Below are 18,009 nucleotides of genomic sequence, written 5' to 3'. Positions count from 1 at the left end.
GCCTGGCGGCCTATCACCACGCGATGGAAGGGAGAGAAGGGATGAAAGGGATCTGTGCACTGATGGCGGCGCTGCTGGCCGCCCCGATCTGGGCCGCCAGCCTGACCTATCAGGTCGCCGGTAGCGACTTTGAAGGCTACCAGACCAGGGGGCGCGACGGGGGGCCGATTATTTTGCTGATCCACGACTGGGACGGGCTCACCGATTACGAGATAAAGCGCAGCGAGATGCTGGGCAAGCTCGGCTACAACGTCTTCGCGGTCGATCTGTTTGGCAAGGGCGTTCGGCCCGCGACGATTGAGGCGCGCCGTGAGGCAACCGGGGCTCTCTATCAGGATCGCGCCCGTATGCGCCAGCTGCTGGACGGTGGACTGGTGGCGGCCAGGCAGGCGCTGGGGGAGGGGCCCGTGGTGGTGCTGGGTTACTGCTTTGGCGGTGCCGCGGCCCTTGAGATGGCGCGAAGCGGCAGCCCGCTTGCCGGGGTGGTGAGCGTACATGGCGGTCTGGCCACGCCGCCGGATCAGGATTATGGCAAGACCCGGGCCGCGTTGCTTATCCAGCATGGTTCGGCGGATGTGTCCGTCTCGCTGCAGGAGTTTGCGAGCCTGGCCGAGCAGCTGGAAAAGGCGGGTGTGCGCCACGAGATGACCACTTACAGCGGGGCGCCCCACGCTTTTAGCGTGTTCGGCGGAGAGCGCTATCACCAGGAGGCGGATGCCAAATCCTGGCAGCGGCTGGTCGGCTGGCTGGCAGAGGTGACGGGGCGCGCCGGCTGAGATGAAAACAGGCGGCAGGGTTGCCCCTGCCGCCTGTCGCTTTTTCCCTGGCCGCCCGTCGTGGGGCCTGCACATCAGGGGATCAGATGCATTTTACCGGCTTGGGCAGGCCGCCAATCTTGGTTGCCTGCTTGGCGGGCCCTTCCGGGAACAGCTTGTAGAGGTAGCGGCTGTTGCCCTTCTCGGGGCCGTATTGTTTCTCCATCGCCTTGACCAGCGCGCGGATGGCCGGGGAGGTGTTGAACTCCAGATAGAAGGCGCGCACGAAGCGCACGACTTCCCAGTGCGGCTCCTCCAGCACGATCCCCTCCTGCGCAGCCAACACCAGCGCCAGCTCCTCGCTCCAGTCGTTGCTGTTGAGCAGGTAGCCCTTGGCATCGGTCTCGATGAGTTGGCCGTTGAATTCCAGCTGATGTTTGTCGGCAGACATGGGGGCTCCTCGCTAATGGGGCTATCGGGATTGGGCGGGCATGGTAGCGCCTTGATCCCCGGTGAGCAACCGGCTCTCGTTGGCAAGGTTCAGTAGCTGATCCGCCAGCTCGCTGATGAGGTTGAGCTGCTGGGTCAGCATCAGCTGCTCCTCGCTGCACTCCTGCGCTTCATCCGGGGTGATCAGCAGGCGCTGGCCGCCAAGAGAGCTGGAAGGAGTACCCGCCAGATGACCTGCCGCCTGTTCCAGGGTGTGGCAGATGTGGTAGCGCATCTCATCGAGCCCGCTGATGGCCTCCAGCTTGTCGCGATGGGCCCCGAGCGCCGAGATGTAGGAGAGCAGGGCGTGGTTGCGCCAGGTGAGGGTAAAGCAGAGATCGAGGAAGCGGCGGCGCTTTTGCGGCTCCACCAGCATGCTCTGCCAGGCGGTGGCCAGTTCGCTGTCCGCGAGATGGGCGCTCTTGCGCGCCACCCGGTAGTCGATGGATTCATCCCGCTGCGGCTTGAGGCTGGCCAGCACCGCTGAGAGGTAGCGGGCATTGGCTGACAGCGAGTTGGCAATCAGGGTCGGCAGGCGCTTGTATTGCCAGTCCGGCCAGAGCCAGGCCACCAGGGCGTAGGCGATAAGGCAGCCGAGCAGGGTATCGAGCAGGCGCGGCCCCAGGATGGCAAAGCCGATGCCGTCCAGCAGGTTGAACGCCATCAGCACGTAGAGGGTGATAAAGCAGACGGCGGCGCTGTAGTTGTTGCGCACCTGGGTGAAGAACAGAAAAGCCGCGAGCCCCATCACCACCAGCTGAACGTGCAGCTCGGGGAAGAGCCAGAGCACTGGGATCCCCACCAGAATACCGGCGAAGGTGCCGAGCATCCGCTGCACCAGCCGGCGGCGGGTGGCGCTGTAGCTCGGCTGGCAGACAAACAGCACGGTGAGCAAAATCCAGTAGCCCTTGTCCATGTCAAAGGCCTGCAGTATGCCGTAGCCGATCACCAGCCCCAGCGAGAGCCGCAAGGCGTGGCGAAACACCATGGAGTGCAGGGTGAGGTGCTGTTTGAGCTGGGTCAAAAATGGCAGGCGAGGGGGGCTTGCCAGCGGCGGCAGGCTCTGGGGGGCCTGATCCGGGTTTTGCAGCCCCTCGGCGCTGCCCAGCAGCTGGTTGATGCTGGCCAGGTTGCGGCGCAAAAACTTCATCGGTGTCAGCAGGGTTTTCGGGTAGTGCTGCTTGAGGTGGGTGAACTCCAGCTGATCGCCAAGGGCCTCCAGGGTCCAGTGGATGCGCTTGTTGTGGGCATAGGGCTTGTGCACCAGGATGGCGTAGCCGAGCCGCTGGCACGCCTCAGAGAGCTGCAAAAAGACCTCCTGAAAACCGTCCAGCACTATGCCCTGCTTGAGCTCGGCTTCCAGCCGGCTGTAGGGGTAGTGGCTGGAGGTGGCCCGCTCGTGAATCTCCAGCGCCAGCAGGTAGAGGCGCAGCAGGCTGGCGAGCTCCGGGCTTGCCGGATGGCGCGGGGAAAGGCGCGCATTGAGGGCCGACTTGGTGAGGTTGAGCGCGCTCACTAGGTTGATGTTGAGCTGGGCCAGATTGTGGCGAATGGCCTGGGCGCCGTGCTCGTCCGCCGGGAAGAAGCGGGATTTTTCCAGCAAGTAGCGGCCGAGGGCGAAGTAACTTTGGGCCAGCTGCTCGTGCAGCGTCTTGTAGGGCAGCAGCCAGAGCCAGAGCAGCGACACCAGCCCGTACCAGAGGGCGCCGGTGCCGAGCGCCAGCGGCTGGTAGAAGAGGCTCGGCGCATGGGCAGCTCCCAGCATGGTGTAGATGGCAATCAGCAGGGTGCCGAAGCTGATGGTGGCGTAGCGGGCACCGAGCGCCCCCACCATCACGAAGATAAAGGTGGAGCTCGCCAACCCGATGGCAAACAGCCAGGGAGTGGGGTAGAGATACTGCACGCACAATGAGGCAAACAGGAAGCAGAGCAGGGTCATCCCCAAATTCTTCACCCGGCCCCACAGGCTGTCGTCGGTTTCGGCGATGGCTCCCGCCACTACCCCGAGGGAGAGCAGCACGGTGAGCTGGATGTCGCCGGTCGCCAGGGTGAAGGCAAGCAGGCCGAGGATGGCCAGCAACACCTTGAGGGCGAAGTAGATATGGCTGTCGGTCAACAGGCGGCGCAGCAGGCCGGAAAAGTCCATCGGCATGGAAGTGAGAACAACCCTTTAACGAAACGAGTGCGGGATGGTAACCCGCCAGGATCGGCATGGCCCTGATTTGGATCAGGGCCACTTGGCTTCATCTCCTTGATCTGCAACTTATCCTGACAGAATCGTGCGCCAATAAAAACCCCGCCGAAGCGGGGTCTTGTTCATCATCGACATCTATCAGTTGCGGTTGCCGCCCAGCAGGCTCAGCAGGCTCAGGAAGATGTTGTAGATGGAGACATACAGGGTCACGGTGGCGGAGATGTAGTTGGTCTCGCCGCCGCGCACGATCTGCTGGGTAGTCAGCAGGATGGCGCCGGAGGAGAACAGCATGAACATGGCGGACAGGGCCAGGCTCAGGGCGCTCATCTGCAGGAAGATGTTGGCGACCATGGCCACCAGCAGTACCCAGAAACCGACGAACAGCATGCCGCCGATAAAGGAGAGATCACGCTTGGTGGTCAGGGCATAGGCAGAGAGGCCGAAGAAGGTCAGCGCGGTACCGCCCAGCGCGGTCATCACGATCTCGCCGCCGCCGTTGTTCATGTACATGTTGATGATGGGGCCCAGGCTATAGCCCAGCAGGCCGGTCAGGGCGAAGGTGAACACCAGACCCATGCCGTTGTTGCGGTTCTTCTCGGTCAGGAACATCAGACCGTAAACGCCGATGAGGAAGATGGCCCAGTGCAGGGGCGGCATGTTCATCACGGTTGCGACCCCCGCCACCACGGCAGAGAAGCCCAGAGTCAGGGAAAGCAGCATATAGGTGTTACGCAGTACCTTGTTGGTATCGCGTACGGCACTTTGGGTGCCTGTGTAGATAGAACGGGTATCCATCTTGGTGTCCTCTTGATTTCCGGGTGAAGCGGCAAATTCCGCTTCGTTCATCGCATTGTATGCACTGAAGGTTGGGATGACGAGTGCTGATTTCAAGCGACACCCCAGCTCATTGCCTCCTACTATCCCAAAACAAATATGTATTGCATATGAACAAGGGCTTGACGTAGTATGCACGCCGTTCGGAGGGGTGGCAGAGCGGCTGAATGCACCGGTCTTGAAAACCGGCGATGGGCGACCATCCGTGGGTTCAAATCCCACCTCCTCCGCCATATTGATGAAAAAGCCCGGTCGATGATTCGACCGGGCTTTTTCGTATCTGCGATTCGGGGCAAGGTGGCCCGACGCGCCAGTGCGTCAGGCCAATCTGCACTCAGTGCGGCTGATGATGCAGCATGCCGGCCGCCACCATCGCCGTGGTGGCCACGGCGCTGCAGCGTGCCGAGTCCGCGCAGCCTTGCGAGGTGCCGGCGCTCTGCGCGTCACGTTGGTAGACGGGGACTCCCTCTTTGATCGTCTCCTCGACCCGGATATCGGCCAGGGTCTCGGGTTTCACCTTGAGCGGGTTGGCCGAGAGCACCACCATGTCCGCCAGCTTGCCCACCTCCAGAGAACCCTTGCTGCGCTCCTCCTTGTATTGGGTCGCCGCCCACAGGGTCTGGGCTTTCAATCCTTCCAGCGCGGAGACTCGCTGATCCGGTCCGATGGGGCGGCCGGTGCGGCTGACCCGGTTGACGGTCGCATAATAGACCCGCATGGAGTCAGGCAGCGCCACCGGCGAGTCATGGTGGGAGGTGAAGATCATCCCCAGCTCGCGTGCCCATCCGGTGGGGGAGATATGCTGCGCCCGCTCCTTGCCGAGCACGGAGTCACTGTGCCAGTCCCCCCAGTAGAAGGTGTGCATCGGGAAGAAGGAGGGGAAGATGCCGAGCCGCTGGAACGAGGCGACCTGATCCTTGCGGGCGGTCTGGGCATGGATGGCGACGAAGCCGCGATCCGGCTTGCCATGCTGTTTCTCGCTGGCCTCCACCCCCTTGATCAGCTGATCGATGGCGGCATCCCCATTGACATGGGTCAGCAGTTGCCAGCCGTTGCGCTGGGCCAGTTCGATGTAATGGGCTGCCTGCTCGTCGCTCATGCTGGGGTAGCCCTTGTAGCCGGCCTTTTGTCCTGCTGGCGGGACGAAATAGGGCTGGGTCAGCCAGGCGGTCTTGCCCTGGGGGGAGCCATCGAGATTGAGCTTGGCGCCCGCTACCCGAAAGCCGTTCATGTACTGCTGGGCATAGTAGGGCGGTGCGATGACATCCCGCGCGATCTGGATATCGGGATAGGCCGCCACGTCGAGGGGCAGCTTCTCTTTCTGGGCCAGCTGGTACATGGTCTTGACGGCGGACGAGGAGGCTCGTCCCTCCTGGGCCGTGGTGTAACCGAAGCTGGCGTAGAGCGCCATGCCCGCCTTGAAGATTGCCTCGTTTTCCTGGTTGTTCAGTTTGGCGAACATCGGCAGCAAGGCGCCAAAGAAGGCGGTCTCCTCCAGCACACCATCCGGAGTCTTGCCGTCCGCTTCACGGCGGATCTTGCCCCCTTCCGGATCCTTGCTGTCCGGGCTGAAGCCGGCCAGCGCCAGCGCCTTGCTGTTGAGGGTGGCGAGGTGGCCGGACTGGTGGATGATGATCACCGGCAGATCCTCTGAGACCGCATCCAGCTCCTGACGGGTGGGGTGGCGTTTTTCCTTGAGCTGGGAGTCGTCATAGCCAAATCCCAAAATAATCCCGTGCGCCTTGTTTTGCGGTTTGGCGGCCCAGTCGCGCAGTCCCTGCTGCAGCTCCGCTATGCGGGTCACGGCGCCATCGGGCGGGGCCAGCAGGTTGGCCGAGAGCGCCTGAATGCCGGTGTTGAAGACGTGACCATGGCCATCGATAAAGCCCGGGATCAGGGTCTTGCCCTGCAAGTCGATCACCCGGGTCGCCTCGTCGCGCAGCTTGAGGATGTCGGCCTCGCTGCCCAGCGCCAGAATGCGGCCATTCTTGATGGCCAGCGCCTCGGCCGTCGGCGCCGCGTCGTTAACGGTGACTATGTCGCCCCCGAGGTAGATGGTCTGGGCGGTGGGTTTGGCGGGGCTGACGGCATAAGCCGAGCTGGCGGCCAGCAGGGCGATGGCGATGGGGGCAAGTTTCATCTGGCATTCTCCGTGCGCGTTGTCGGTGCACCTTGTCCGTGCAGATTGTCCATGTAAACAATGACCCGGGAGGGTGACGGTACCCTGTCACGCAACAGGGCGATCACGTCCCGTCCGGGCAGGTTTGCTTCGCAGCAAATGAATGAATATACAAGGAATTACCCTGCTCAAAAGTGATGCAGCAGCCAAATTGACCGATTTCATCATAAACGCGGCGGGGGTGCCACCAGGCTCCCCCGCCGTTTCCTTTTCCGGCACTCCCTCATGCTGGCAGCCCTGTTTATGACTCAGTGTGCCACTCCCGATAGTTGGCGAGGAGATAGCCCCGCTGGGCGATGAGTGGCGGCAGCGCCGGGTCGGTCAGGATGGCGAGCTCGGTGAGGCGGGGCTGGCAATAGGAGCTGCCCTGCATCTCCAGATCAATGAAGGAGGGGTGGCACATGATCTCGAGGGAACTGGCCCCAAGTTCATCAGCCTCGTCCAGCAGCTGCAGCAGGGTGTCCCGGGTCAACTGCTCCCCATAGAAGCGGGCGTCAAACTGATCGCAGCTCAGGGTATGGTGCACGCTCAGGCCATGGCGGGCGATCTCGCCGCGGTCGATGCGAAGGGGCAGCCGGTGCTCCATGGCAAAGGCTTCCACCAGCGGGTAAAGGGTCGGCAGCATATGCACATGGTGGTGGCTGTCGATATGGGTGGGCGCCTTGCCAAATACGTCTATAAAGCGCTGGTACTGGCTTGCCAGCTCGCAGCGGATCTCCTCGGGATCGAGGGTGCCCGCCTCGCTCTTTTGCCAGATCCCCTTGTCCAGCATTCCCTGTTCGTTGACCAGGCAGGTGAGCGGGGTGAGCGGGCGTCCCCAGCTCAGCATGAAGTGCAGCCCCACCGGCAGCTCGGGGAAGCGCCCGGCCAGCCAGGCGGCATGCTCGATGGCCGGGGAGGTCACGATGGCGGTGGTGGAGCTGACGACGCCTTGAGTGAAGGCTTCGATGATGCCGTAGTTCTGGGCGCGGCACAGACCGAAGTCGTCGGCATTGATGATCAATCTCTTGCTCATGACGGTTCTCTTCCTTTCAGGCGCCCCGCTCGTAATCAAACGGGGCGCGATGGTCTCAGGCGAGGGCGTCGATGGCATCGGCGAAGTTTGGCAGATGTTCGCGGTGGGCCAGCAACAGCTCGCGGGCAACGAGGCGGGCATCGTTGTCGGAGTGAATGAGCGGGTTGAGGTTCATGGCGAGCAGCAGATCCTCCATGTTGCCGCTGATGGCGGCCCGGGAGGCGGCGATCTCGAAGCTCTTGATGAGGTGTACCAGACCATTCACCTTGTCGTCAAAGCGGGTGAGGCGGGGGTGAGGGATGGCGCCGTCACGTCCGATCCGGCAGGTCATCTCCACCGTCCAGTCGGCCGGGATATTGGTGACATGGCCCTGGTGGGGAATGATGACATAGTGCTCGCTCTGCTTGTCGTTGTAGATGGCGCTGATCACCTCGCAGGCGGCATCCGAGTAGTAGGCGCCACCACGAAGCTCCAGCTCCTTGGGTTTTTCGCACAGCTCGGGGTTCTGGTAGAGATCGAACAGCTTCTTCTCGACCTCCTGCACCACCTGGGCGCGGGCCCCGCCCTTGTAGAACTCGCCCATCTCGATCCCCAGCATCTCTTTCTCCTTGAAGTAGTAACGCAGGTAGGAACAGGGGAGCAGGCGCAGCCCGCGGATGAGGCTGGCATCGAAGGGGAGGTCGAAAATGTTCTTGACCGAACTGGCGCGAGTCAGGGTGCCGTCGGCCACCCCTTCCAGCAGCTCGTCGAAGCGGGACTCGCCGTTCACCAGCACGTCGCCGATGAATACCAGGTGGTTGAGGCCGAACAGATCCATGGAGAGGTGATCCTGCTCGGTCAGCTTCAGGGCATCCTTGACGAACATCTTCATGCCGACCGGGATGTTGCACACCCCGACAAAGCGGCGGAAGTTGGTGTGGCGGTGGACTGCCTCGGTCACCATGCCGGCCGGATTGGTGAAGTTGATGAGCCAGGCATCCGGGCAGAGCTCCTCGATGTCACGGATAATATCGAAGATGACGGGGATGGTGCGCAGCCCCTTGAACAGGCCGCCGGCGCCGTTGGTTTCCTGCCCCAGCATGCCGTGGCTCAAGGGGATGCGTTCGTCTTTTTCTCGCGCCTGCAGCTGGCCGACCCGCAGCTGGGTCGTCACGAAGTGGGCACCCGCCAGCGCTTCACGGCGATCCAGGGTCTTGTGCAGCGTCATGGGGATGCCGGCCTGGCGGATCATCCGCTGGCACAGACTGAAGATGATGTTCAGCTTCTCTTCGCCGGCGGGAATGTCGACCAGCCACAGCTCGCTGATGGGCAGCTCGGCATAACGCTTGATGAAGCCGTCGACCAGTTCCGGGGTGTAGCTGCTGCCGCCGCCTATGGTGACTACCTTGATCTTCTCGTTCATAAATCCCTCTTTCATCTTTCTCTATCTGGTTGAACAGGGGCCGCTCTGCTCTGGCGCCGGGCCAGGGATGAGCGGGGCCGCAGCCGCCTGATGCAGGGGCTGGTCAAAATGGGCGAATTGTTATCTAACTCACTGTTTTAAATCGGGAACAGGGCCCCGCCTCAGGCAGGGGTTTCAAATTTCGGGTAGAGATATTTGCGATAGCTGCCCGGGGTAAACGAGGTCAGTTTCTTGAAGTTCTTGATAAACAGGCTGACGTCGTTGTAGCCGGTCTCGAAGGCGATGTCGGCCACCGAGTTGTTGGTCACTTCCAGTTGCATCTTGGCGTAGTTGACCCGGATCTCGTTGATGATCTGCATCGGCGTCTTGTTGTAGTAACGCCGGGTGGCCCGGGTCAGGTACTCCTGGCTCTTGCCGCAGAGGGAGACCATGTTGGCCAGCGCATCTTCGGCAAAGAGGGGACGGTTGTGCATCTTTTCCACGGTCTCGTGGAGCCAGAGGGGGAGATCCTCGCTGGCGGAGGCCTCCTTGTAGTGACGCAGCCGGTTCATCACCGCAAAGGTCACCACCTCGAGAAATTCGGTCAGCGCCTCTTCCCGAAAACCGGGGGAGACCAGCACCGACTCTATGTAGCTGAGAAACTCGCTCTTGAGCTGATAGGCCTGGGAGGCGACGAAGTGATCCGGCAGCAGGTATTTGAAGTGCTCGTCAAAGTAGCTGCGGCTGATCCCGACGTTGAAGATGCGGGTGGTGCCGAACTCGTAGAAGCTCTGGTGGCTGGAGCCCAGCGGGATGAAGACCACGTCTCCCCGCTCCAGCAGCACCCGCTTGCCATTGACCTCCTGATAGTAGCGACCGGTCAATACCAGGGTGAACTCGTAATAGTCGTGCTGGTGCAAACCAGTTCCGCTCACCTGCTTGTTGTAGATGAACATGTGGAACGGTTTGTTGTTGAACAGCTCGGTTTCCCGGATTGTCTTGACGCTCATGAGTCGCTTCCTGATCTGCGAACCTATGGCGGGGCAGGGTGCCCCGCCCTGGGATTACTTGCTCTGCAGCTTCTCGTGCAGCTCGATCAGCTCGCTGATCAGCTCACGGGCCAGCATGGAGGTCATCAGGTGATCCTGGGCATGCACCAGCACCAGGGTGACCGGGATCTTGCCTTCCCCCTGATCCCCCTCGATCAGCTGGGTCTGCACCAGGTGAGCGGCATTCAGTGCCTCGCGGGATTGGGCCATCAGCTGGTGGGCGGCGGCCAGATCCCCCTCCTTGGCTTTCTTCAGGGCGGTATAGGCCAGGCTGCGGGCCTGCCCCGAGTTGATGATGAGCCCCATCACTACCTCTTCCAGATCGCTGGCGGTATCGCTCTCTGCGGGGATTTGATCCAGATCGAACATGTTTGCTTTCTCCTTGATTGAAACCGGTTAATTGAAACCATTGTGACGGGCGACGTCGGCAAACCAGTGACCGCTCTTCTTGATGGTACGCTGCTGGGTTTCGAGATCGAGGCGCACCAGGCCATAGCGGTTTTTATAGGCATTGAGCCAGGACCAGTTGTCGATAAAGGTCCAGAGGTGATAACCGCGACAGGCGCTGCCCTCCTCGAGGGCGCGGTGCAGCCACTCAAGGTGCCCGCGGATGAAGTCGATGCGGTAGTCATCTTCCACCCGCCCTTGCGGGCCGATGAAGCGCTCCTCCCCCTCGACTCCCATGCCGTTCTCCGAGATGTAGCAGGGCAGGTTGCCGTAGTTGACCCGCAGATCGGTGAGAATGTCGTAGATCCCTTTCTCGTAGATCTCCCAGCCGCGATGGGGGTTCATCTTGCGCCCCGGCATCTCGTAATAGTCGAAGAGATCCTCCGGGGTGCGCGGCGTGCCCGACCAGAGTTCGTCCTTGGCCTTGACCCGGCGCGGCTGGTAATAGTTGATGCCGAGCAGATCCACCTTGCCGGCGGCGAGCAGCGCCTTGTCTCCTTCCGCTACCTGGGGTAGCAAGTCGTACTGCTCCAGCAGGGCGATCAGCTCGGGGTCGTAGCAGCCCTTGAGGGCCGGGTCGAGGAAGCTCTTGTTGAGCAGCAGATCCGCCCGACGGGAAGCCTGCAGATCGGCGGGCTCTTGGGAGCGGGGATAGGTCGGCGTCAGATTGAGGATGATGCCAATTTCGCCATCCTCCTGGCGTGCCCGGTAGGCCTGCACCGCGCCGGCGTGGGCCAGCGCCGTGTGGTAGGCGACGGTGACCGCCCGGCCAAAATCGACCACGCAGGGGTAGTGATGGTGACCCAGGTAGCCGCACTCGACCGGCACTATGGGCTCGTTGAAGGTGAACCAGTGCTTGATGCGATCGCCAAAGAGGGCAAAGCAGTGGCTGGCGTAGTGGATGTAGGCGGCGACCACTTCCCGGCTCTCCCAGCCGCCACGCTCCTGCATGCACATGGGCATGTCGAAGTGGTAGAGGTTGATGAGCGGAGTGATCCCCTCGGCCAGCAGGCGGTCAAACACTGCGTTGTAGAAGGCGACGGCCTCGGGGTTGATCTCGCCGGTGCCATCCGGGATCAGCCGTGACCAGGAGATGGAGGTGCGAAAGCTGTTGTGGCCCAACTGCTTGAGCAGGGCGATGTCGCTCTCGAAGTTGTCGTAAAAGGTGGAGGTATCGGTCGGGCCTATGCCACCGTGAAAGCGCTCCGGCGCGATGGCAAACCAGTGATCGAAAATGTTGGCGGACTTGCCGCCACGAGCGGCGGCGCCCTCCATCTGCGGTGCCGAGCTGGCACTGCCCCACCAGAAGTTATCCGGAAAACGATACTGCATACTGCGTTTCTCCAAACTGGCGGGAGGAACCGGGCTCCTCCCGCGCGTGTCGTCAGAACTTCAGGGCCTGAGCGATATCTTCCTCGCTCTCTTCTTCCTCTTCGATGACGTTCTGGGCCTTGTTGGCGATGATGACGAACGGCACATACATCATGGTGGCCACCCCCAGGTTGAACAGGGCCAGCAGGAAGGCCGCCACGCTGCCGTTGGTGTTGAAGAAGGCCCCCAGCCCCGCCGGCATGGTCCAGGGCGCCATGTTGGTGATGGGTGGAATGAACCCCGTGTAGTAGGCAAACAGGGTGATGCCCGTCAGTACCGGCTGCACCATCACGAAGGGGATGAGCAGCACCGGGTTCATGATGACCGGCAGGCCGAACAGGATGGGTTCGTTGATCTGGAACATGCCGGAGGGCAGGCCCAGCTTGGCGACCTGACGGTAGTCATCGCGGCGGGAGACCATGAAGATGGCCAGGATAAGGCCGAGAGTCGCACCGGTACCACCCAGATAGATGTAGGAGTCGAGCATCGGCTTGGTCCAGACATGGAACTCCTTGCCGGCGGCCAGCGCCGCTTCGACCGAGCCGTACTGGGTGTAGAGCGCCACGTTCTCCAGAGTAAATGGCACCAGGATGCCGTTCTCGAGGGCGGAGAGGGCCAGGGAGCCGTGTACCCCGAAGAACCAGAGCAGCGGGGAGAAGAGCACATAGACCCAGCCCACCAGGCCACCCATGCTGGCCAGCGGCGTGGAGATGGTGTCCATGATGAGCTGGTGGAAGTTGGTGCCGGCGTTGCCGAGCAGGTAGGCGATTACCCCCATGATGGAGAGGATGATGAAGCCCGGGATCAGCGCCGAGAAGGAGCGGGAGACTGAGCCTGGCACGCTGTCGGGCAGGCGGATCACCCAGTTGCGGCGCACGATGAAGGTGAACATTTCGGCCACGGCGATACCGATCAGCATGCCGGAGATGATGTTGGCGCCGCCCAGCCAGTTGGCACCGACGGCGTAAGCCTCACCGACGCTGAACGGAGTGACCGTCATGAAGGCGGCAACCGACAGCAGACCGGCAGCGAGCGGGTCAACTTTGCGCTCTTCCGCCAGCGCCATGCCGATGAAGAAGGGGGTCATCAGGGACATGATCCCCAGGGTGCCGTTGTAGACGCTGCCCCCTATGCTCTTGAAGCCATCCAGGGTGGCGATGGTGGCGGGATCGAGCCGCACCCCCATTGAGTAGAAAAAAGAGCCCTCGCCAAAGCTCAGAAACACGTTGTTGATCAGCACAAACATGGCCCCGGCGAGCGTCAGGGGCATCAGTTTGATAAAGCCGTTCTTGATGGCATTGACGTGAGGCTGTTTGCCCAGCTTCACGGCAATCGGCAGGATTGCCTTCTCCATCGATGCGATAAGGTTGCTCACATCCCTCTCCTTACTGTGCGCTGTGCTGCTTGATGGCCGCGACGGCCGCCTTGAGAACACCCAGACCATCCACTTTTCCGTACAGGATGGAGTCGATCACCTCGACCGGCTTGCCCGGCAGTTGTTGCTGGATTTCCGGCAGCATGTAGGCGATTTGCGGGCCCAGCAGGATCAGATCGGCATCGACCCCCTTCTCGGCGGCCAGGGTCTCCGGATAGGCATCGATCACCACGGGGACATCATATTTTTCTGCCTGCGCCTTCATCTTCGAGACCAGCAGTGACGTGGACATCCCGGCAGAGCAAAACAGGTAGATGTGCTTCTTTTCCATAACCATTCCCTCAACGCTTGAAAATCAAATGAACAAACCGGTCGAGACGGCGGCGAGTCGCGCTGCAAGCCTTGATCATCTCAAATTGACCTCATTGTATCGACACATCCTGTTTGACAGGTATTTCGCAGTCCACATCAATTGTCTCTGGTTGACCAGGCGATCTGCCGCTCTTCACAGTTTTCGATGTGCCAGGATTGGAAAAAAGACGATATAACGAAGATAAAAAGAGAGGTTGATGATTTATTTTTATTTAAATCAATTAATTGTGTATTTTCTGTGGGTCGTTGACCTGCTTTGCGAGAAAAATGCGAAATTGTCTTCACCGGCTCAAATCTGCAAATTAATGCAATCTGATTGATATTCCTGCCAGATCTTTCAGATTGTCTGAATATCACTCAGATGGGGTTTTATTGACCTCGCGTTAATGAGAAATCAACCAGAGGGGTGGTCTCGGTCAGGGCGTCAGAAAGGTGAGAGAGGGGCAAAAGAGATACAAGGAAGAGTGACAAGCGCTAACTGGCAAAGAGCGGGAGAGGCAGCAGAAAGCGGGACAAACAAAGCAGAGCCGTCGGTGAAGCAAGCAAAGCGGCTCAGATCAAAAAAGCTGATCCTGTAGAGGAGAGAAACGCCTTGGCTTGCGTTCTCTCTCCCCCCTGAAAAGGCCAAGGCGCCAAGGCGAGAGAAAAGCAGCGGCCCCGGCACAGGGTGCCGGGGCCGCGAGTCGTCTCTTGCGGGGCGCAGACGCCAGTATGTCAATGTTGGTGAATTATCCCACCAGACCCATCGCCTGGGGCAGTGCCATCGAGATGGCTGGCACATAGGTGACCAGCAGCAGCACCAGCGCGATGACCGCGAAGAAGGGCAGCAGCGGCTTGATGACCCCCTCAATCTTGATCTCTCCAATCTTGCAGCCGGTGAACAGGATGGGGCCGACCGGGGGCGTGATGGTACCGAGGGAGAGGTTGAAGATCATCATGATGCCGAACTGCACCGGATCCATGCCGAACTGGGTGCAGATGGGCAGGAAGATGGGGGTGAAGATCAGCACTGCCGGGGTTGGGTCCATGAAGGTGCCCACCAGCAGCAGCACCAGGTTCATGATCAGCAGGATGATCAGGAAGCTGTCAGTGAAGGAGAGCAGGCCGGAGGCGATCAGGGCCGGGATCTTGGTAAACGCCATCACCCAGGACATGATGGAGGAGGCGGCCAGCATCAGGATCACGATGGCTGTCATCTTGGCGGTCGCCAGGAAGATGGCTGGCAGGTCGGCCGCCTTGATGTTCCGGTAGCAGATGCCGAGCACGAGGGAGTAGACCACGGCAATGGCAGAGGCCTCGGTGGCCGTGAAGATGCCGCCCAGGATGCCGCCAATGACCACCACTATCATCATCAGGCTGGGAACCGCATCCAGCAGCAGCTTGAGATGCTGACCCTTGAGGGAGTTCTTCTCCGCCACATAGCCACGACGCTTGGCGATGAAGCCCGCTACCAGCATGACCCCCAGTCCCCACAGGATGCCGGGGACGTATCCTCCCATGAACAGGGCGGTAATGGAGACGCTGCCTGCCACTGTGGCATAGACGATCAGGGAGTTGCTGGGGGGGATCAGCATGCCGGTCGGGGCCGAGGCAATGTTGACCGCGGCGCTGAAGGCGGGATCGTAGTTATCCTTCTTCTGGATCGGGGACATGATGCCGCCGATGGCCGCTGCGGAGGCGACGCCGGACCCACTGATGGAGCCAAACAGCATGTTGGCGACCACGTTGGTCTGGGCTAGGGGGCCGGGCAGGAAGTTGCTGACGATCTTGGCGCAGTTGATCAGCCGGATGGCGATGCCGCCATTGTTCATCAGGTTGCCGGCCAGGATGAAGAAGGGGATGGCCAGCAGGGCGAAAGAGTCCAGGCCGACGAAGACTCGCTGGGCCGAGGTCAGGATGGCGCCATCAAACGGCAGGATCATCGCCATCGCCAGGAAGGAGGAGAGCCCGATACTGATGCTGATGGGGGTGCCGATGAACAGCAGGATAAACGCACCGATGAACATCACCAGCGCAACAACAACCGCAATATCCATGGTTACACCTTTTGCTTGAAGGAGAATTGCTTGGCCAACCCGTACTGGTTGTACAGGCAGTAGAAGACAGCCAGCACGCCGCTGATGGGAATGGCGGCATAGATCACCCCTATGGGGATCTGCAGCGCGGAGTCGAGTTGCCCCATCTGGCGATTCATGCCGATATAGCCACCCACTGTCAGGACCAGCAGGGCAAAGGCCGTGGTGGCCAGCTCGCCGATCATCTCCATCAGGATGCGCACATTGTGGGGCATGCGATCGCGCATGAAGGTGATCGCCATGTGCTCGCGCAGACCGAAGACGTAGGCACCCCCGATCAGGACCAGCCAGATGAACAGATAGCGGGAGAGTACTTCGCTTACGGCACTGGGGCTGTTGAACAGATAACGGGTCACGACCTGATAGGTGACCAGCAGCGTCATCACCCCCACGAGGGCGATGCAAAAGTAGGAGACGGCAAGATCCACTTTCTGCTTGATGCTGGTCAGGGTGGCGCAGAAGCTCTTCTGAACAGCGGGTTCACTTGGTGCAGAGAAAGGAGTCGGTTGTTCAGTGGGTTTCATGACTGATCCTCATAAAAGGGGCTGCGATGGCAGCCCCTGGCAACAAGCGGCATTAGTTGGCCAATGCGCGGATCTTGCTGAAAATGTCTTTCTGTTCCGGCGTGGTCAGCAGGGTCTCCTGCAGCGGCTTGCAGCGAGCCTGGAAGGGGGCGATATCCACCTCGGTAAAAGTGGCTCCCTGGCTGGTAGCAGTCTGCTTTGCGCTTTCCAGTGCCTGGCTGAAGAGGTCAAACTCGGTCGAGGTACTCTCCTTGGCCAGCTTGCGGAAGGTGGCCTGATCCGCGGCATCCATCTGGCTCAGGAAATTTTCGTTGACCACCAGCAGGTCGGCCACCATCACATGACGTGTATAGGAGAAGTGTGGTGCCACCTCGTACTGTTTCAGGTCGGCATAGGTGATCTCGTTATTCTCGGCACCATCCAGCACCCCTTGCTGGATGGCTGAGTAGACCTCGCCCTGTCCCATGGGCACACCGGTTCCCCCCATGCAGCCCAGCATCTTGACCATGGTGTCGGACTGCATGACCCGGATCTTCTTCCCTTTCATGTCTTCGGGGGTCTTGATGGGGGCTCCCTTGACATACATGCTGCGCGCGCCAGCGGTATAGGCGGTCAATACCTCGAAGCCGTTGCCCTTGGTGGAGCTGAACAGAGCATCCAGAGTTCCGCCGGTGAACACTTTGCGCTGGTGCTCGGGGCTGTCATAGATGTAGGGCATAGCCAGTACGGAGAAGTTCTTGTTGAAGTTCTCGACCAGGGGGTTGGCGACCACCGCCAGCTGGATGGCGCCGGACTGGACCAGCTCCAGCGCGGCACGCTGATCACCCAGCAGCTCGTTCGGGTGGATCTCCAGCTTGTATTTCCCGCCGGTGGCGGCCTCCAGTTTCTGGCTGAAATCTTCAAGAGCCTTGTACTGGGGGTTGTTCTCGGACTGGTTGAACGCTGTTTTCAAAATCACGGGACCAGCAGCCTTGCTGTCTTCACCACATCCAGTCAGAAACAGACCAGCGGCTACAACAGTGCCAATAAGAGACAACTTGGGCAGAGCATTCTTCGTACGCATGTGTAACCCCTCTATGGGTTGGTTATCTTGATGGTGTTCATGCTACGTGAATCCGGCACGATTTCAGTGATCAAACTCAAGATAATGAAATGGCGTTTCTGTTTTGTAAGAATTTGAAATCATTTTTTGTGGGATGGCGGTGTTGCATTCCGTTACAGGCGGTAAGGCAAGGCTGCAAACCGGCTCTCAACGCGGGGTGCAGGGGGGGAGTGGAAACTTGCCAATGGGCTCTAGGGCTGGCTGTGTTGGCGATCCAAAAGGGGATAAAAACAATCAGCCCCCACAAGGGCGGGGGCTGTATCGCAGACGTTGGCCCGGATTACTGCGCGGCCAGCCAATGTTTGCAAACCTTGAACACAGCCTTCTTGATCCTGGCTGGTGCTCGTACCTGGCAGGTGGGTCTGTGTACCTCGCCGGGGTAGAAGATGGCGAAGTCACCGCGCTCGAGCTGCAATCGGGTGGTGATAGTCGGGTTCTCCAGAAAGAGCAGATCCGGTTTTGTTTCCGGGTAGGTATGAGGAGAGCTGACGGTGGCGCTAGTGGCGATCATCTCCTGGCCATCCAGCACTATCTGGATATCGAGGTAACGATCGTGAAACTCGCTCTTCAGGTTTGCCTCCTGAGCCGTGGTGGGGGGCGAGACGATATAGAAGACGGCATCGTCGATGAGATCGTATTTCCCCTCCTCCTGTTGCTGCAGGCGAGACAGAGACAGCTCGTCGCGAGTCAGGAGTTGCAGCAGCGGGGCGGGCAGCATGGCGATGTCGAGCCGGTTAAGATTGCCAGTGATCATGGCGTGAGCTCCTTGGATGGAGCCGGCGACTCACTCGTGTTGCATCGCCGGATCCGAGGTGACGTGACGGACCCGCGAGAGGGGTCTGCGCAA

General features: G+C 60.5%; 16 protein-coding genes and 1 tRNA gene. 2 read left to right on the top strand and 15 right to left on the bottom strand.

Annotated features, from left to right (window positions below; translation table 11 throughout):
* The first annotated feature begins 41 nt into the window (after positions 1–41).
* Positions 42–776: a dienelactone hydrolase family protein gene (locus ACB034_RS04435; RefSeq protein ID WP_371172194.1), complete on the top strand. Its 735-nt coding sequence runs from the start codon at positions 42–44 to the stop codon at positions 774–776.
* A gap of 82 nt (positions 777–858) precedes the next feature.
* Here the strand turns inward: ACB034_RS04435 and ACB034_RS04430 are convergent, their stop codons facing one another.
* From ACB034_RS04430 to ACB034_RS04420, 3 genes are all read right to left on the bottom strand, one after another.
* Entirely contained in the window at positions 859–1,206 is a 348-nt protein-coding gene (locus ACB034_RS04430; RefSeq protein ID WP_042027767.1) for a TusE/DsrC/DsvC family sulfur relay protein, read from the bottom strand.
* A gap of 21 nt (positions 1,207–1,227) precedes the next feature.
* Positions 1,228–3,396 (bottom strand): YccS family putative transporter, encoded by a 2,169-nt coding sequence (gene yccS / locus ACB034_RS04425; RefSeq protein WP_371172193.1) that lies wholly within the window; start codon positions 3,394–3,396, stop codon positions 1,228–1,230.
* 180 nt (positions 3,397–3,576) lie between these two features.
* Positions 3,577–4,233: a Bax inhibitor-1/YccA family protein gene (locus tag ACB034_RS04420; protein ID WP_026457102.1), complete on the bottom strand. Its 657-nt coding sequence runs from the start codon at positions 4,231–4,233 to the stop codon at positions 3,577–3,579.
* Between the two features lie 184 nt (positions 4,234–4,417).
* Between ACB034_RS04420 and ACB034_RS04415 the strand changes: the two genes are divergently transcribed.
* Positions 4,418–4,505: transfer RNA gene (locus ACB034_RS04415), tRNA-Ser, on the top strand.
* 101 nt (positions 4,506–4,606) lie between these two features.
* Here the strand turns inward: ACB034_RS04415 and ACB034_RS04410 are convergent.
* From ACB034_RS04410 to ACB034_RS04355, 12 genes are all read right to left on the bottom strand, one after another.
* Positions 4,607–6,412 (bottom strand): amidohydrolase, encoded by a 1,806-nt coding sequence (locus tag ACB034_RS04410; RefSeq protein WP_371172192.1) that lies wholly within the window; start codon positions 6,410–6,412, stop codon positions 4,607–4,609.
* A 280-nt stretch (positions 6,413–6,692) separates the two neighbouring features.
* Positions 6,693–7,466 (bottom strand): chitin disaccharide deacetylase, encoded by a 774-nt coding sequence (gene chbG / locus ACB034_RS04405; protein ID WP_371172191.1) that lies wholly within the window; start codon positions 7,464–7,466, stop codon positions 6,693–6,695.
* 55 nt (positions 7,467–7,521) lie between these two features.
* Positions 7,522–8,868, bottom strand: a complete 1,347-nt coding sequence (locus tag ACB034_RS04400) for a 6-phospho-beta-glucosidase (protein WP_338610848.1) — start codon at positions 8,866–8,868, stop codon at positions 7,522–7,524.
* Positions 8,869–9,029: 161 nt separating this feature from the next.
* Positions 9,030–9,857, bottom strand: coding sequence for a transcriptional regulator ChbR (gene chbR, locus ACB034_RS04395; RefSeq protein WP_026457346.1), 828 nt, complete (start codon positions 9,855–9,857; stop codon positions 9,030–9,032).
* Between the two features lie 54 nt (positions 9,858–9,911).
* On the bottom strand, positions 9,912–10,265 hold the full coding sequence (gene chbA, locus ACB034_RS04390) for a PTS N,N'-diacetylchitobiose transporter subunit IIA (protein WP_026457347.1): 354 nt from the start codon (positions 10,263–10,265) through the stop codon (positions 9,912–9,914).
* A gap of 27 nt (positions 10,266–10,292) precedes the next feature.
* A complete protein-coding gene (locus ACB034_RS04385) occupies positions 10,293–11,675 on the bottom strand; it encodes a glycoside hydrolase family 1 protein (RefSeq protein ID WP_371172190.1) in 1,383 nt (460 codons plus the stop codon).
* 52 nt (positions 11,676–11,727) lie between these two features.
* On the bottom strand, positions 11,728–13,089 hold the full coding sequence (chbC, locus tag ACB034_RS04380; protein WP_042027756.1) for a PTS N,N'-diacetylchitobiose transporter subunit IIC: 1,362 nt from the start codon (positions 13,087–13,089) through the stop codon (positions 11,728–11,730).
* A 10-nt stretch (positions 13,090–13,099) separates the two neighbouring features.
* On the bottom strand, positions 13,100–13,420 hold the full coding sequence (locus tag ACB034_RS04375; protein WP_026457940.1) for a PTS sugar transporter subunit IIB: 321 nt from the start codon (positions 13,418–13,420) through the stop codon (positions 13,100–13,102).
* Positions 13,421–14,189: 769 nt separating this feature from the next.
* A complete protein-coding gene (locus ACB034_RS04370; RefSeq protein WP_042027755.1) occupies positions 14,190–15,497 on the bottom strand; it encodes a TRAP transporter large permease in 1,308 nt (435 codons plus the stop codon).
* A 2-nt stretch (positions 15,498–15,499) separates the two neighbouring features.
* A complete protein-coding gene (locus ACB034_RS04365; RefSeq protein WP_342010151.1) occupies positions 15,500–16,060 on the bottom strand; it encodes a TRAP transporter small permease in 561 nt (186 codons plus the stop codon).
* 52 nt (positions 16,061–16,112) lie between these two features.
* Entirely contained in the window at positions 16,113–17,123 is a 1,011-nt protein-coding gene (locus tag ACB034_RS04360) for a TRAP transporter substrate-binding protein (RefSeq protein ID WP_124238776.1), read from the bottom strand.
* Between the two features lie 319 nt (positions 17,124–17,442).
* Positions 17,443–17,916 (bottom strand): YhcH/YjgK/YiaL family protein, encoded by a 474-nt coding sequence (locus ACB034_RS04355; RefSeq protein WP_371172189.1) that lies wholly within the window; start codon positions 17,914–17,916, stop codon positions 17,443–17,445.
* Positions 17,917–18,009: the final 93 nt, after the last annotated feature.

The sequence above is a fragment of the Aeromonas sp. S18(2024) genome, assembly GCF_041402525.1.
Taxonomy (GTDB): domain Bacteria; phylum Pseudomonadota; class Gammaproteobacteria; order Enterobacterales; family Aeromonadaceae; genus Aeromonas; species Aeromonas enteropelogenes.
Note: the sequence above shows the minus strand (reverse complement) of the source record. Positions and strands in the feature narration are given on the sequence as shown.

Excerpts from the sequence above, each read along its gene's own strand:
- ACB034_RS04435 (WP_371172194.1), top strand. The coding sequence starts at position 42 with ATGAAAGGGATCTGTGCACTGATGGCGGCGCTGCTGGCCGCCCCGATC.
- ACB034_RS04430 (WP_042027767.1), bottom strand. The coding sequence starts at position 1,206 with ATGTCTGCCGACAAACATCAGCTGGAATTCAACGGCCAACTCATCGAG.
- yccS (WP_371172193.1), bottom strand. The coding sequence starts at position 3,396 with ATGCCGATGGACTTTTCCGGCCTGCTGCGCCGCCTGTTGACCGACAGC.
- ACB034_RS04420 (WP_026457102.1), bottom strand. The coding sequence starts at position 4,233 with ATGGATACCCGTTCTATCTACACAGGCACCCAAAGTGCCGTACGCGAT.
- ACB034_RS04410 (WP_371172192.1), bottom strand. The coding sequence starts at position 6,412 with ATGAAACTTGCCCCCATCGCCATCGCCCTGCTGGCCGCCAGCTCGGCT.
- chbG (WP_371172191.1), bottom strand. The coding sequence starts at position 7,466 with ATGAGCAAGAGATTGATCATCAATGCCGACGACTTCGGTCTGTGCCGC.
- ACB034_RS04400 (WP_338610848.1), bottom strand. The coding sequence starts at position 8,868 with ATGAACGAGAAGATCAAGGTAGTCACCATAGGCGGCGGCAGCAGCTAC.
- chbR (WP_026457346.1), bottom strand. The coding sequence starts at position 9,857 with ATGAGCGTCAAGACAATCCGGGAAACCGAGCTGTTCAACAACAAACCG.
- chbA (WP_026457347.1), bottom strand. The coding sequence starts at position 10,265 with ATGTTCGATCTGGATCAAATCCCCGCAGAGAGCGATACCGCCAGCGAT.
- ACB034_RS04385 (WP_371172190.1), bottom strand. The coding sequence starts at position 11,675 with ATGCAGTATCGTTTTCCGGATAACTTCTGGTGGGGCAGTGCCAGCTCG.
- ACB034_RS04375 (WP_026457940.1), bottom strand. The coding sequence starts at position 13,420 with ATGGAAAAGAAGCACATCTACCTGTTTTGCTCTGCCGGGATGTCCACG.
- ACB034_RS04370 (WP_042027755.1), bottom strand. The coding sequence starts at position 15,497 with ATGGATATTGCGGTTGTTGTTGCGCTGGTGATGTTCATCGGTGCGTTT.
- ACB034_RS04365 (WP_342010151.1), bottom strand. The coding sequence starts at position 16,060 with ATGAAACCCACTGAACAACCGACTCCTTTCTCTGCACCAAGTGAACCC.
- ACB034_RS04360 (WP_124238776.1), bottom strand. The coding sequence starts at position 17,123 with ATGCGTACGAAGAATGCTCTGCCCAAGTTGTCTCTTATTGGCACTGTT.
- ACB034_RS04355 (WP_371172189.1), bottom strand. The coding sequence starts at position 17,916 with ATGATCACTGGCAATCTTAACCGGCTCGACATCGCCATGCTGCCCGCC.